12 protein-coding genes and 1 pseudogene are annotated in these 13600 nt (G+C 47.9%); 5 read left to right on the forward strand and 8 right to left on the reverse strand.

Features of this window, described 5'->3' with window-relative positions:
• Positions 1–64 precede the first annotated feature (64 nt).
• A complete protein-coding gene (gltB, locus tag NSQ19_RS11890; RefSeq protein WP_340702886.1) occupies positions 65–4630 on the forward strand; it encodes a glutamate synthase large subunit in 4566 nt (1521 codons plus the stop codon).
• 289 nt (positions 4631–4919) lie between these two features.
• Entirely contained in the window at positions 4920–6377 is a 1458-nt protein-coding gene (locus NSQ19_RS11895; RefSeq protein WP_340702887.1) for a glutamate synthase subunit beta, read from the forward strand.
• A gap of 270 nt (positions 6378–6647) precedes the next feature.
• Here the strand turns inward: NSQ19_RS11895 and NSQ19_RS11900 are convergent.
• From NSQ19_RS11900 to NSQ19_RS11920, 5 genes and pseudogenes are all read right to left on the reverse strand, one after another.
• Positions 6648–6830: pseudogene (locus NSQ19_RS11900) on the reverse strand (IS1380 family transposase); the annotation flags it as partial.
• Positions 6831–6984: 154 nt separating this feature from the next.
• Complete coding sequence (locus NSQ19_RS11905) at positions 6985–7239, reverse strand: hypothetical protein (RefSeq protein ID WP_003352739.1); 255 nt, start codon at positions 7237–7239, stop codon at positions 6985–6987.
• A 33-nt stretch (positions 7240–7272) separates the two neighbouring features.
• Positions 7273–7599: a phospholipase A2 family protein gene (locus NSQ19_RS11910; RefSeq protein ID WP_328014282.1), complete on the reverse strand. Its 327-nt coding sequence runs from the start codon at positions 7597–7599 to the stop codon at positions 7273–7275.
• 582 nt (positions 7600–8181) lie between these two features.
• Positions 8182–8340 (reverse strand): small, acid-soluble spore protein K, encoded by a 159-nt coding sequence (locus NSQ19_RS11915; protein WP_014097362.1) that lies wholly within the window; start codon positions 8338–8340, stop codon positions 8182–8184.
• 86 nt (positions 8341–8426) lie between these two features.
• On the reverse strand, positions 8427–9407 hold the full coding sequence (locus tag NSQ19_RS11920; protein ID WP_328014283.1) for a metal-dependent hydrolase: 981 nt from the start codon (positions 9405–9407) through the stop codon (positions 8427–8429).
• Positions 9408–9584: 177 nt separating this feature from the next.
• Between NSQ19_RS11920 and mutY the strand changes: the two genes are divergently transcribed.
• Entirely contained in the window at positions 9585–10703 is a 1119-nt protein-coding gene (mutY, locus tag NSQ19_RS11925; RefSeq protein WP_328014284.1) for an A/G-specific adenine glycosylase, read from the forward strand.
• A 209-nt stretch (positions 10704–10912) separates the two neighbouring features.
• Here the strand turns inward: mutY and NSQ19_RS11930 are convergent, their stop codons facing one another.
• Both NSQ19_RS11930 and recX read right to left on the reverse strand, forming a co-directional pair.
• On the reverse strand, positions 10913–11230 hold the full coding sequence (locus NSQ19_RS11930; protein ID WP_013860285.1) for a YfhH family protein: 318 nt from the start codon (positions 11228–11230) through the stop codon (positions 10913–10915).
• Positions 11211–12026, reverse strand: coding sequence for a recombination regulator RecX (recX, locus tag NSQ19_RS11935; protein WP_340702888.1), 816 nt, complete (start codon positions 12024–12026; stop codon positions 11211–11213). Before recX ends, NSQ19_RS11930 begins: the two co-directional genes overlap by 20 nt.
• An 87-nt stretch (positions 12027–12113) precedes the next feature.
• Here recX and NSQ19_RS11940 point away from each other — a divergent pair, with 87 nt between their 5' ends.
• Both NSQ19_RS11940 and NSQ19_RS11945 read left to right on the forward strand, forming a co-directional pair.
• Positions 12114–12236 (forward strand): YfhE family protein, encoded by a 123-nt coding sequence (locus tag NSQ19_RS11940; protein ID WP_073193833.1) that lies wholly within the window; start codon positions 12114–12116, stop codon positions 12234–12236.
• Between the two features lie 79 nt (positions 12237–12315).
• On the forward strand, positions 12316–12498 hold the full coding sequence (locus tag NSQ19_RS11945; RefSeq protein WP_061566697.1) for a YfhD family protein: 183 nt from the start codon (positions 12316–12318) through the stop codon (positions 12496–12498).
• A 259-nt stretch (positions 12499–12757) separates the two neighbouring features.
• On the opposite strand, the gene trpA is transcribed toward NSQ19_RS11945, so the two are convergent.
• Complete coding sequence (trpA, locus tag NSQ19_RS11950) at positions 12758–13549, reverse strand: tryptophan synthase subunit alpha (protein WP_340702889.1); 792 nt, start codon at positions 13547–13549, stop codon at positions 12758–12760.
• Positions 13550–13600: the final 51 nt, after the last annotated feature.

Genomic DNA, 13600 nt, shown 5'->3' on the forward strand with positions numbered 1-13600 from the left:
AGGGTAAAATTTAAAATAATCTTACTTTTCGGACTCGACCTGATGATGGAAGGAATGTGAAGCAATGAATAATCAACATTATGGACTTTACCGACCTGAATTTGAACATGATGCATGCGGCATCGGCTTTTACGCGGACATCAAGGGCCGCGCGTCTCATAAGATCATCACCACTGCTTTGGAGATGCTGAGAAGGCTGGACCACCGCGCCGGTAAAAATGCCGACGGGACAACGAGCGACGGCGCCGGTATTTCAATGCAAATCCCGCACGCGTTTTTTGAGGCCGTATGCTCCTTCACCCTTCCAAAAAAAGGGGAGTATGCAGTGGGAATGCTTTTTCTGCCGCATGATCCGCATGCTGCGGAGGACATTCTGAATGAATTCCGCATCCAGGCTGCATCACTCGGCCTTTCAGTGCCCGGTGTCCGTGAAGTTCCAGTAAATCCGGAAGTTCTTGGGCGCCAGGCGGAAGAATCGCGGCCGCACATCGTTCAGATTTTCGTTTCTTCTTCTTCAAACGATAACACGGAAGAAGCGGTTTTTCAAAGAAAGATCTATATATTGCGGAAACTGGTTGAGAACAAATTCGGTTCCTCTTTTTATGCCGCCAGTTTTTCGAACCGGACAATTGTATATAAAGGCATGCTTTCGGCGGAACAGCTCCCTCTGTTCTACACTGATCTTGCGGACGAACGGTTTCAATCGGCCCTTGCGCTGATCCACTCGCGGTTCAGCACCAATACGTTTCCGAGCTGGGAGCGGGCCCACCCGAACCGGATGATCGCCCACAACGGGGAGATCAACACCATCAAAGGGAACGTCAACTGGTTCAATGCAAAAATCGAATTGTTTGCAAACGAACTGGACCTTGGCACATTGAAAAAAATCCAACCTGTGATCAACAAAAACGGTTCGGATTCGGCGATTTTTGACAATGTCCTTGAATTTTTAACAACAAACGGCATCTCCCTTCCACATGCGATCATGATGATGGTGCCGGAGCCGTGGGAAGACAACGAAGACCTGCCGCCTTACTTAAAATCATTTTATGAATACCACAGCCAGATTATGGAACCGTGGGACGGACCGATGGCGCTCGAGTTTACGAACGGAAAACAAATCGGGGCGGTGCTTGACAGAAACGGCTTGCGCCCGGCCCGTTACTACATTACCCATGATGATAAAATCATTTTTGCATCTGAAGTCGGCGTCGTCGATGTGGAGCCGGAAAACGTCAAAGAACGGCGCCATTTAAAACCGGGTCAGCTGTTGTTCGTGGATCTTGAAAAGGGGGCCCTTATCCCGAGCGACGAACTAAAAGCACAGGTCAGCCTTGAAAAACCGTATGCAGAGCATCTCGAAGATTCAGTGATAGACCTGGAGGAAAGCCACTTTATCCCGGCTGCATCCTGTCTTGAAAAAAATGAACTGGCTTATTGGCAGACATTATTCGGCTACACTTATGAAGAATGCACAAAGTCCATCGTGCCAATGGCGCAGGAAAAGCATGAACCGATCGGGGCAATGGGCGTCGATACACCGATTGCAGTTTTATCGGAGCGCCCGCAGCTTTTGTTCCATTATTTCAAACAAAGCTTCTCGCAGGTCACGAACCCCCCGATTGATTCCATTCGCGAAGCATACGTCATATCTACGGTTACCTGGCTCGGCCCGCAAGTATCGCTTGACGGCCATGACGATACCGCCCATAAAAAAATCCGGCTGGAACACCCGTTTTTAAGCACGGCCAAATTTAACGCCATTTTAAACCAGGGAATGAAAACGGCTTTTCTTCCTGCGTACCATTCGCCGGATATCAGCCTTGACCAGGCGCTGGAACAATTGCTCAGGGAAGCGGACGAAAAAATCGGGGAAGGTGTGGAAATTTTAATTCTTTCCGACCGTGCGCAAGGCCATCGTGCCGTGCCGATCCCTTCCCTGCTTGCCGTTTCAGCCCTGCACCAGCATATGATCCGCTCCGGCACAAGGCCGAAAGCAAGCATCGTGCTGGATTCCGGTGAACCGCGGGATTCACACCATATGGCCGCTCTATTGGGCTACGGTGCCGATGCGGTACACCCGTATCTCGCACTTGAAACGATTCAAAATTTAATCGGCGAAGGGCATATCGATCTGCCGTATAAAAAAGCAAGTGAAAACTATTTAACCACCCTTAAGAAAAGCGTCGTCAAAATCATGTCGAAAGTCGGGATTACGACGATGCAAAGCTATCGCGGGGCGCAAACTTTTGAAGCGCTCGGCATTGCGGAAAGCGTCTGCGACCGCTATTTTACCGGCACCGTCTCGCAGCTTGGCGGGATCGGGCTCGCGGAAATCGGCCAGGAATCATTGAAACGTTTTGAAAAAGCGCAGAAATTGCTTTTCCAGCACAACAAAGCGCTTGATCCGGGAAGCGAGCTGCAATGGCGGAAAGACGGCGAATACCATTTGTTCAACCCGCAAATGATGTACACTTTGCAGCAGGCAGCCAGAACGAACAACAAGGAACTGTACCGCAAATTTTCGGAAACGTACCACCACGGGCCGTACGCCACGATCCGGAGCCTGCTGGCCATCGAGAGCAACCGGAAACCTGTTCCGCTGGATGAAGTGGAGCCGGTCGAATCGATTTGGAAAAGGTTTAAAACCGGCGCGATGTCGTACGGGGCATTAAGCAAAGAAGCGCACGAAGCACTCGCGATTGCGATGAACCGCATCGGTGGAAAAAGCAACAGCGGCGAGGGCGGCGAAGAAAAAGAACGCTACACGCCTGATGCGAACGGAGATTCAAGACGGAGCGCCATTAAACAGGTGGCATCCGGCCGTTTCGGCGTCACCAGCCTGTATTTAACAGATGCGGACGAAATCCAGATTAAAATGGCTCAGGGTGCGAAACCGGGCGAAGGCGGCCAGCTTCCGGGCTCGAAAGTTTATCCGTGGATTGCCGAAGTCCGCGGCTCCACTCCGGGCGTCGGTTTAATCTCGCCTCCTCCGCACCATGATATATACTCGATTGAAGACCTGGCGCAGCTGATTTACGATTTGAAAAGCGCCAACCCGCGCGCCCGCATTTCGGTAAAACTGGTGGCAAAGTCAGGCGTCGGGACCATCGCGGCCGGTGTAGCGAAAGGCCTGGCCGATACGATTTTAATCAGCGGCCATGACGGCGGCACCGGGGCGAGCCCGCAAACGAGCATCAAACATGCCGGCATGCCATGGGAACTCGGCCTTGCAGAAACCCATCAGACGCTAACGCTGAACGGCCTGCGTGACCGTGTCGTACTGGAAACAGACGGTAAACTGATGACCGGGCGTGATGTCGTCATCGCCGCCTGCCTTGGCGCCGAAGAATTCGGGTTTTCCACTGCCCCGCTTGTTGTCCTCGGCTGTATCATGATGCGCGCCTGCCATCTTGATACATGCCCGGTCGGCGTGGCCACGCAAAATCCGAAGCTGCGCGCCAAATTCATGGGCAAACCGGAATATGTTGTCAACTATATGCGGTTCATCGCAGAAGAGGTCCGCGAAATATTGGCTGAATGCGGCTACCGCAGCCTTGATGAACTTGTCGGCGAAACCGGCTTGCTGAAAGTGAAAGATGAGGTTAAAAACCATTGGAAAGCGAAACAGCTTCATTTTGATAAATTACTGTTTAAAGCGGGTGATACACCATTTGCTGTGCAAGGCAAAACGGCGCAAAACCATAAACTGGAAGAACGCTTTGACAGCCGTGAATTGGACCATTTATCCGTATCCGTCCGGAACAGGCAGCAAACAGCGGTCACCTTGCCTGTGCGCAATACCGACCGGGCAATCGGTACCACTTTGGGCCATATCATTACAAAAACATACGGTGACGAAGGGCTGCCGGAAGATTTTATCCACATTCATCTGCACGGTTCAGCAGGGCAAAGCCTCGGCGCCTTTATTCCAAAAGGCCTAACACTGAACCTTGAAGGAGATGCCAATGACTATGTTGGAAAGGGATTATCGGGCGGAAAAATCGTTGTGAAGCCGGTTGCCGGATGGATCCGGCACGAAGAACAGGCCATCATCGGAAACATCGCCTTTTTCGGGGCCACATCGGGCGAAGCGTATATCCGCGGAACAGCCGGCCAGCGTTTCTGTGTCCGTAACAGCGGCGTACATGCCGTTGTCGAAGGCATCGGAGACCACGGCTGCGAATACATGACCGGCGGACGCGTTGCCGTGCTCGGCCCGATCGGCAAAAACTTTGCGGCCGGGATGTCCGGCGGGATTGCCTACATTTATACCGGCGCAATGGGCGAAGATGAAGTTTTATCCCGGATCAACCAGGAACTTGTCAGCATTGAAGGTGTGGATTCTGATGAAGATATGCGCGAACTTTATCATATGATCCAGAAACATTATCAATACACCGGCAGCCCTGTTGCCAAACGGATTTTGAAAAATTGGGAGCTGTCCCTGCATCAGTTTATCAAGATTGTTCCACGCGAATACAAAGCGATGATGGAACTCATCCAGTACTTTCTGGATCAGCAAATGCCGCTTGATGAAGCGAGGCTTGCCGCTTTTGAATATAAAAAATCCGGAAAGCATCTGCCGGAAATTGAAAAAGAAAAAGCTTTCCCGACAGAAGTAAAGTAGACGGGTAAATCCATCAGGAAGCGTCCGGATGGATTTACAGGATTGTGTGTGGATTGAAACGAAAAAAACGGAGACCTATCATGTCCCGGCAGCGGCCGGATAAGAAGCACAAAGATGGCTGCTTTTTAAGAAAAAGGCATCGCACGCAAATTTTCCGGAAGAAAGCCGGATTGTACTGCCCGGGCCATTTTCGTAATAGCAGGTTTTATCCAAAACAGAAAAAAGCTGAAATTGTACGGCATCTATATCCCTCCGGCAGCGGCCGGGTGATTTGTGAGGAGTGTGAGACATGCGCGGAACGACAGATTTTATTGAACAGAAACGCGAAAAACCGAAAGAACTGGATGCCGCAAAGCGGGTGGCTACTTGGAAAGAATATGTGCAGCCTTTCCCGGAAGAAAAATTGAGAACGCAGGCATCCCGCTGCATGGAGTGCGGAACCCCATTTTGCCAGATGGGGGAACTGATCGGCAGGCAAACGAGCGGCTGCCCTTTATATAATTTAATTCCGGAATGGAACACCCTTGCCGCCCAGGGAAAATGGGAAGAGGCCTACCAGCGTCTGCTTTTAACCAATAATTTCCCTGAATTTACATCACGCGCCTGCCCGGCTCCATGTGAAGGCTCGTGTACAGCCGGGCTGGTCAGTGAACCTGTCACCATTAAAAGCATTGAAAGAGCCATCATTGACCGTGCCTGGGAAGAAGGCTGGATCAAACCGAGAATCCCGCTGAAACGGAACGGTTTAAAAGCAGCCGTTGTCGGAAGCGGGCCAGCCGGATTGGCGGCAGCTGACGATTTAAACCAGGCAGGCTACGATGTTACCGTCTTTGAAAAAGAAGACCGTTTTGGCGGGCTGCTCATGTACGGCATTCCGAATATGAAAATTGAAAAACAGTACGTAGAGCGCAGAGTAGGCCTGTTGCAGGCGGAAGGGATCACGTTTAAAGCCAATACAGAAATTGGCAAAGACATCACGCTTAAAGAACTGGAGTCTGCTTTTGACGCCGTCCTGCTTTGCATCGGCGCGGAAAAACAGCGTGACATGGACATCCCGGGGCGCGATTTAAAAGGCATTTACCCGGCGATGGAATATTTGAAAGCCAATACGAAACACCTGCTTGACCATGGGGAAAACGGCGAACCGCAAATATCGGCAAAAGGAAAAAAAGTGATTGTCATTGGCGGCGGCGATACCGGCGCAGACTGTGTGGCAACCGCAATCCGGCAAGGGTGCAAGAGCGTTGTACAGTTCGGAAAACACGGAGAACTGCCGAAAGAACGCCCGGAACACGAACCATGGCCGGTGAACCCTTCCCTGTTCACGCTGGATTATGCATATGAAGAATCATTTAAAGTGTTTGGAGAAGATCCGCGGCAATACTATATCCAAACCACAGCATTTCTCGGTAATGATAACGGCGAAGTAACAGGGCTTACCACCGTGCCGTTTTCAGATCAGCGGGGAGCGGAACAGCAGGTATGGGATGCGGATCTTGTGCTCATCGCGATCGGATTCCAGGGTGTCGATGATGCCAAATCAGCCGGCATCGAACTTCAAAACGGGCTGATACACACCTTGCCCGGGAGTTTCCGGACAAACCGGGAAGGCATTTTTGCCGCCGGCGATGCGAAACGCGGCGCAAGCCTGATTGTCTGGGCAATGCAGGAAGGCAAAAAAGCCGCAAAAGAAATAGACCTGTATCTCTCAGAAAAAAACAAGGCGGCCTGCCAGCCATCTGCATAAAAAATGGCCCCAAGCAAAAGCTTGGGGTTTTTTGTTGAGTTGTATGGATGGCTTTATGCCTTACGGTTCCTGTTTTTTTGTCCTTCATAGCGGTTAAACGTAAAAGGGGCATAAATTTCATAAAGCCAATTCAAATATTAATTCTCATCGTGAATAAGTCTGACGTCTAGGCAACATCCTAATCAGACCATCTATGATCAAAATAGCGCTCCATATAACAAATATTAAGTTAAATTGCGGACTTTTATAAATTGGAATCCAATCATAAATTGGGCTTAGCACACCGTTTAAGCAAAGATGGGATTTTCCTTCAAAAACGAGAAGGGGGTGGTAGCTTTTTCTGCCCGGCTTATGGGGGTTCACCCCGATTTTCGCTCCCTCCTGGTTTCCATAAACCGTTTCGACACTTGAATCAAAGTCAAGAATGAGATTGGAATCCAGCCACGGTTTGATGCACGCTTTAGCGTGCTTCGGCGGAGCCGAAAGAGCCTCGCAGAGCCCACACTTTGCATCGCAAAGGTTTAGCCCCCACACGACTAGCCAGCTACCTCCCCAAAACAAGGGAAAACAAAAAGAACACACTTCTACTTAAGTGTGTTCTCAAAAACTAAAATAATTGAGTTGTTAAGAAATCTAAAAGATAACCAAAAAACATTACTAGAAAAAAACTAAAGAATGTTATGGTATTACCTATGATTAAAACTTTAGATTTTATACTTACCGCGAGAAGAAGCCCAATACCGGAAAAAACAAATGTTAAAATCCATAAAAATGATGGTTGTTGAAATACAATATTAGGTACCCAAAGCAATAAGGAAATAATTATCGTAATTGTAGCTAGAATTTTAATAATAGTATCCATATACTCCCTCCTTGCTTATACGTTTACCTTTCACTAAATAGGAACACAAAGAGTATTTTTGAAATAGGTTTTTATTGCAACAGCAGCAGCCTTTTCTTTAAGCTTCATTTTACTAAAGTGCTTATCTATATAATTAACAAGAGCTTTATCACAAGCGCAGCTGAAATAATGTCTGTCACCATAACATTTGTCATGTGCTTTACAACCAGCATCTAGTACATCTTTAGGTTTACCACTGCCATAACCAGGTCCACACCAATTTCCCCAAACTGGTATACTTATTTTAGCTTTTTTAATCGTTTTCTCGTTTGTTTGATCATCGGAATAATTAATCATTTGATCACTTATTTGATTAACCATGGTACCTATACCTGCTTCATTGCCGAATAGTAAAGCCGCTCCGTATCAAACAGCAGCCCATCCATATCAAAGATTACAAGTTTTACATCTTTCAATTAACCATCATCCCCTTTCTTGTCCTCTTATCCTCCTAATAGTATATGTAAAAAAACAAACATTCATTCAAACAAATGCCTTCCAATTTAAGGAAACCATTTGACATTGAGAGAAAATTTCGTCACGGATTCAGGTCTCTTTTTTTGGGAAATGAATTGAGTGATATTATCTGCATTACTGTGGGGTTTGAGTAACATTTTGGATTATCGACTTATGCGGTTTTTTTACAGTGTAAGTGCTTTCGATAAAAATTATAGTCTACGAGATTTTTCCTGTCAAGAATTTTTTTAATAGTGAATTTAATAACATGTTTTTAGTTATTGCATAAAAATAAATCCAAGCACGTGCCATTTTGGCTTTTATCCTTAGTAAAAAACTTGCAGCCAGTGGCCAAAAGGAGTGCGGTCCCCGGGCGAAATGCCATTTACAACGCTATTGTTTTGAAAAAGCAGAGGCTGCCGGTACAATCCCGGCAGCCCCTTTCTGTCAAGACTCTCCGCGGCGGCCGGATGCGTGCATGCGTTCTTGCGGGTGCGTGTTGGTTGTGCCGTCCGCGCGTTTCGAAGCATATTCAGCTTTTGCCCGCGGCTTGCCTTCATATACATTGTCATGATGGTACGGGAACCCTTTTTCTTTATTCCGCATGTTAACGCCCTCCTTAACAAAATAACCGGTGGGGAATGGCCCCCGCACCGGTTATTTTGCGCGTTTTCAGACGGAAAACCCGCGCCTTATCTTGGTACAACATCAAGTTTTTTCTTCAGCTTTTCTTTATTAAAAATCCAGCCGGTATAAGAACCGGTTATTTCCAGATCTTCATTCAATTTCACAACAGCAACAAACGGATAATGCCCGTTTTTCCGGTAGCGGAGGTCAGTAAAGCGGACTTCCCAGCCGTTATCAAGCTCTTTGATCTGCCAGTTATAGACAGGGGAAAAGCTTAAGAAAGCTGACAAATTTTTATCCTGCTTTGCCGCTTCAATAATTTCATTTTCCGGTACCGGAAGCCGTTTGAATTTGTCCAGAATGGTGACCGCCGACTTAAATGCGGATGCAACATAGTAGGCATCTTTCGTTCTTACGGCAATCTTCCATTGGTGAAAACGGACAGTCGGGGAAATAATGATTCTTTCCGCATCCGGAATCCTGGCCAGCACGGCTTTTTTTACATCGTGACGTGCCGCGAATCTGGCGATATAATATAAAAATATGAAGATGTACATGGCCAGAAAAGTCGGCCCCGGCTGCGCCCCGAACAACCAGGCGGCAATGCCGATCACATGGATGGTGAAAATGAAAGGGTCAAATGTATTGATCACGCCGAGCGCGACCCATTTATATGAGAACGGCCGCAATGCCTGTGTCCCGTACGCATTAAAGATATCGACGAACACATGCAGAAAAACAGCCAAAAAAGACCAAAGCCATAAATGAAGCGCATCCGTTCCAGGGAAAAAGATGCTGAGCACAGCTGTAATGGCAAGCGGCCACAGCAAGACGGCGGGAACAGAATGTGTAATGCCGCGGTGGTTGCGAATATAAACCGCATTATTTTTAAATTTAAGCAAAGTATCGATGTCTGGTGCCTGTGAACCTAAAACCGTGGCAATGAGAACGCTGTGAAAATGAACCGCATCTTGTGCGACCACAGGGTCCAACGTTGCCAAACCTCCAAGTGCAAATCCCATAACAACATGGGTTCCTGTATCCAATCTTATTCCTCCTAAAAATGGTTCTGGCTCCTTGTTAAAGCGCTTATTTCTTTCATATGCCTTCATCATATGGTAAATTAAAAAGAATTGCAATAGACAAAAGCGGCCATTCAGGATTTCCTAATTGTATTTTTCCCGTTCATAAATGTTATAGCAATCATTTGGGGGAGTTAAACATTGAAAAATTTGCCAATCGACGACTTTGATATACAATCTTTTCAAGAGGATCTGATCTCCTGGTTTGAGAGGGAACAGCGGAAACTTCCGTGGCGGGAGGACCGCGACCCGTATAAAATTTGGGTATCGGAAATCATGCTGCAACAGACAAGGGTGGACACTGTCATCCCCTATTTCCGGCGCTTTATGGAAAAATTTCCGACACTTGAAGCGCTGGCGGATGCCGGTGAAAACGAAGTGCTAAAAGCGTGGGAAGGGCTCGGCTACTATTCGCGCGTCCGGAATTTGCACGCTGCTGTAAAAGAAGTGAAGGAACATTACGGCGGCATGGTTCCGGACACGCCGGAAGAAGTTTCAAAGCTAAAAGGCGTAGGGCCATATACGGCCGGAGCGATTTTGAGCATTGCATACGGCTTGCCGGAACCGGCTGTGGACGGCAATGTGATGCGGGTGCTGGCAAGAATTTTATCAATATGGGAAGACATTGCAAAGCCTTCTGCAAGAAAGGTTTTTGAAGAAGCCGTCCGCAAGCTGATTTCCCGGGAGAATCCGTCTTTTTTTAATCAGGCTTTAATGGAACTCGGGGCGCTCGTTTGCACGCCGAAATCGCCGTCATGCCTACTTTGCCCGGTCCGGGAGCATTGCCGGGCGTTTGCAGAGGGAACCATTGATGAGCTGCCTGTGAAATCAAAAGGGAAAAAGCAGAAACAGATCCGGCTTCAGGCAGCCGTTTTGCAAGATGAAGACGGGCGCATTTTGATCCATAAGCGTCCGGATAAAGGGCTGCTTGCAAATATGTGGGAATTTGTTCAAGTGGAAGAAAGTGCCGTTTTGCCGGCAAGACAGGTGCTGAAGGACTATCTTGGAGAAATTTTTAAAATTGAAGCAGCGCTTGAAACCGAACATTTTACGGAAATACGCCATGTTTTTACCCATTTAATTTGGGATATTCGGGTGTACCGCGGGAGAATATTAAACCAGGTGCAGGAAACGGATGAATTAAAATGTGTGCCTCCAAGGGAGATTGAAACGTTTGCATTTCCTGTGCCCCATCAAAAAATTTGGAAAGCCTTCCGGGAACAGGTGAAAAGCGAAAAGGTGAAGGACATCAAAGGATAGGCTTCGTTTCAAAATGTCTTTCATAACCGGGATGAAAGACAAAAGGGGGTGAGCACACTTTCGTCTTTTTGCACCTCTGTAAAAAGACATTCCCGCGACAAGCGCGCTGTTGGCCCTTAAATCCTTTAAAACCATTTCGCCCGGCAACGCGCCCCCTTTTAACCCTGTAAACGACCTCCCAGCCGGCGGCAAAGACGCCCAATAAGCTTTCAATCCACCAGTTTCAGCATCGAAATCGGGAGGGCTTCGATCGGTTTGCCGCCGCTGACCCGGTAACCCCAGGCAAAGACGCCGTCGATATAATCAATTTTAAAATAGGCGCCGGGGTCTCCTTCAATTTCATAAATTTCCCCTTTTTGAAAAGAAGCCGGGTCCAGCAAATACGACTTTGCCATCGCAATTTTCCGCTCGAGCACGGCAAACTCATTCACAATACCAAGTTGTTCGGCCTTGCGCGCTTTTTCCGTCAATTGTGCAATCTCCTGCTTTAACTCATACTCGCTCATTTCACTGTATCTTTTTTCCATCTCCATCCCCCTCTTCCCGCAAGTAGCGGTCTATTAAATCAACCGGGAACCCTTTCCGGTATAAAAACTGCTTCATTTTTTGCCTGTAGGCGGATCCCGAAAACTTTCCGTATTTGCGCTTTGCTTTTTCCGCATGCTGAAGAAGGGCTTCCCACTCTGCTTCTTCATCCTTTTCAACATGAAGCGCCGCCATCGCAGCGGAAATCACTTCAGGCGGATAGCCTTTTACTGTAAGCCCCTGCTTCACTTTTTGTTTTAAAAGCTTCTCCGACAACCGGGCATGCTGCCTGGAAAGCTTTTCTGCCAGGACAAGGGCGTGTTCCACTTGCTGATCAGCATCAAAAATTTCAAGCGCCCTTTCGATCAGCTCCGGTGGAATGCCTTTTTGCTGAAGTTCCCTTTCAATGACAACAGGCCCTTTATGGGTTGTATTCATTTGTGTCCGCACGAAACTTGCGGCAAATTCCGCATCATCAAGATACTGCATTTCATAAAGCTTTAATATGACACTCCGGATGACTTCCGGCGCAAATTCCTTTTTTATCAAATCATCACGCACTTCTTTTTCCGACCGCATCCGGTAGGAAAGAAAATGGATGGCGGTATTGACGCCTTTCCGGATATCATCCTCGGCAAGGATTGCTTCAATATCAAGCTCATCCAATTCTTTCCCCTTTAAAAGCTGGTACCGTGCCAGCACTTCTTCATCAACACTGAACCGGTACTGGCCGTCAAGAAAAATATTGTAACGTTCTTTATTGTTTTTTTGAACCGAGATTTTTGTAATGACCGGCACACGCAACCCTCCCTTGTCTATTTTACCATTGAAAGTGTAGAAAGCGGTATTACCGGGAACAATAATCCAAAAAAGGAGGTTTTGCGAATGCCGAAAGATAAAAAAGTTCAGACGAAAAGCACATTAAGAAGCATGCAGGAAGTGACTTACCAGCACGAATTTAAAAAAGCCGACCGGGCCGGAGGATACACAGACAGAGGCCGCAAATAATTGCCTGTTTAAAAAAAACCTTTTGCGCAAAAAATAGTTTTGCGGGAAAACCGCAAACTGCTTGAAAGGGGTTTTTTAAATGGGCCGCGGGCATCAGCATAAAACACGCGATAAAAATAAAGCAACATTGCCGCAAGTACCGAAGAACATGAAAATAGACGGGAAAGACATTGAATATTCGAGGGAACTCGCAGACGGGGAAGACTTGGAAGCACAGGCCCGTTCCGAGGCTGCGGAAAAAAGAGCGAAAAACAGGCGGTAACATAAAAACGGGCGGCCTTTCCATGAGGCCCCCGTTTTTTGTGGATGATGTGCATAAACCTTTCAATGCCTTTATTGCCAATACGATTGGATGTGCATAAATTTGTGCACATTTTTCGTGTATAAAATGTGGATATTGTGGATAACCAGCAAAATCCCTTTTCTTTACCTGCCCGGGATGTGTATAAACCTGTGGGAAACCCGGTTGCAGCATGGACGCCTGTGTGCGCAACCGGTTCGGCGCGTGCGTCCAGGCATTTTTACAGCTGGTTTGGTGCTGCTTGTTGCTTTGCGCTTTCCACAAGCGCACGGATTTTTTCCGTTTCCCCGCGCTGGAAGAGCTCGATGATTTTGCTCCCGGCCACAACGCCGCTGCAGTAGCGGGTTAAACGGCGGACTTGCCCCGGGCTGGAAACGCCAAAGCCGGCGAGAACAGGTACCCGGCTGATGCTTGATAAGAAAGCCAGGTAATCCTCGATATTGTCGTGAAAACTTGTGCGGGTGCCGGTTGTGCCGGTGACCGTAACAGCATACAGAAACCCTTCAGAGCGGGAGGCGATTTTCTTAAGCCGGTCTTTCGGGCTTGTAATCGCAGCCAGCCGGATGAGCGCCAGGCCGCATTTTGCCAGTTCTCCGGCAATTACCTCTTCTTCCTCGATTGGCAAATCCGGAATAATCAGCCCGTCAACACCGGCATCCGCGCAGTCTGCTGCAAATTTTTCCAGACCAAAGGCAAAAACCGGGTTAAAATACGTCATGAGAATAACCGGAACTTGCCTCGGATGGGTTTTTAAATGGCCCAGCACTTTTTTCATGGTTGTGCCTGCTTTAAAAGCGCGGAGTCCAGCCGCCTGGATGACCGGGCCGTCCGCGACCGGGTCGGAAAACGGGATACCAAGTTCAATTGCCGTTGCCCCGCAAGCTTCTAAAAATGCAAGCCTTTTTTCCGTCTCTTCCATTCCGCCGTCCCCCGCCATAATATAAGGGACAAATGCTTGATCACCGCGTGCAAGAACCGATTCAAACTGTGCTTCCAATTTTTGTTTACCCATTGTTTTCTCCTCCAAACAAGCGGCTGGCCGCTTATCTATCTTTGTCCCCGC

Origin of the sequence: Weizmannia sp. FSL W8-1119 (genome assembly GCF_038008605.1) — a bacterium.
Classification (GTDB): domain Bacteria; phylum Bacillota; class Bacilli; order Bacillales; family Bacillaceae_C; genus Weizmannia; species Weizmannia coagulans.

What these genes read in the sequence shown, in the direction of transcription:
- gltB (WP_340702886.1), top strand. Translation starts at nt 65, where the DNA reads ATGAATAATCAACATTATGGACTTTACCGACCTGAATTTGAACATGAT.
- NSQ19_RS11895 (WP_340702887.1), top strand. Translation starts at nt 4,920, where the DNA reads ATGCGCGGAACGACAGATTTTATTGAACAGAAACGCGAAAAACCGAAA.
- NSQ19_RS11905 (WP_003352739.1), bottom strand. Translation starts at nt 7,239, where the DNA reads ATGGATACTATTATTAAAATTCTAGCTACAATTACGATAATTATTTCC.
- NSQ19_RS11910 (WP_328014282.1), bottom strand. Translation starts at nt 7,599, where the DNA reads ATGGTTAATCAAATAAGTGATCAAATGATTAATTATTCCGATGATCAA.
- NSQ19_RS11915 (WP_014097362.1), bottom strand. Translation starts at nt 8,340, where the DNA reads ATGCGGAATAAAGAAAAAGGGTTCCCGTACCATCATGACAATGTATAT.
- NSQ19_RS11930 (WP_013860285.1), bottom strand. Translation starts at nt 11,230, where the DNA reads ATGGAAAAAAGATACAGTGAAATGAGCGAGTATGAGTTAAAGCAGGAG.
- NSQ19_RS11940 (WP_073193833.1), top strand. Translation starts at nt 12,114, where the DNA reads ATGCCGAAAGATAAAAAAGTTCAGACGAAAAGCACATTAAGAAGCATG.
- NSQ19_RS11945 (WP_061566697.1), top strand. Translation starts at nt 12,316, where the DNA reads ATGGGCCGCGGGCATCAGCATAAAACACGCGATAAAAATAAAGCAACA.
- trpA (WP_340702889.1), bottom strand. Translation starts at nt 13,549, where the DNA reads ATGGGTAAACAAAAATTGGAAGCACAGTTTGAATCGGTTCTTGCACGC.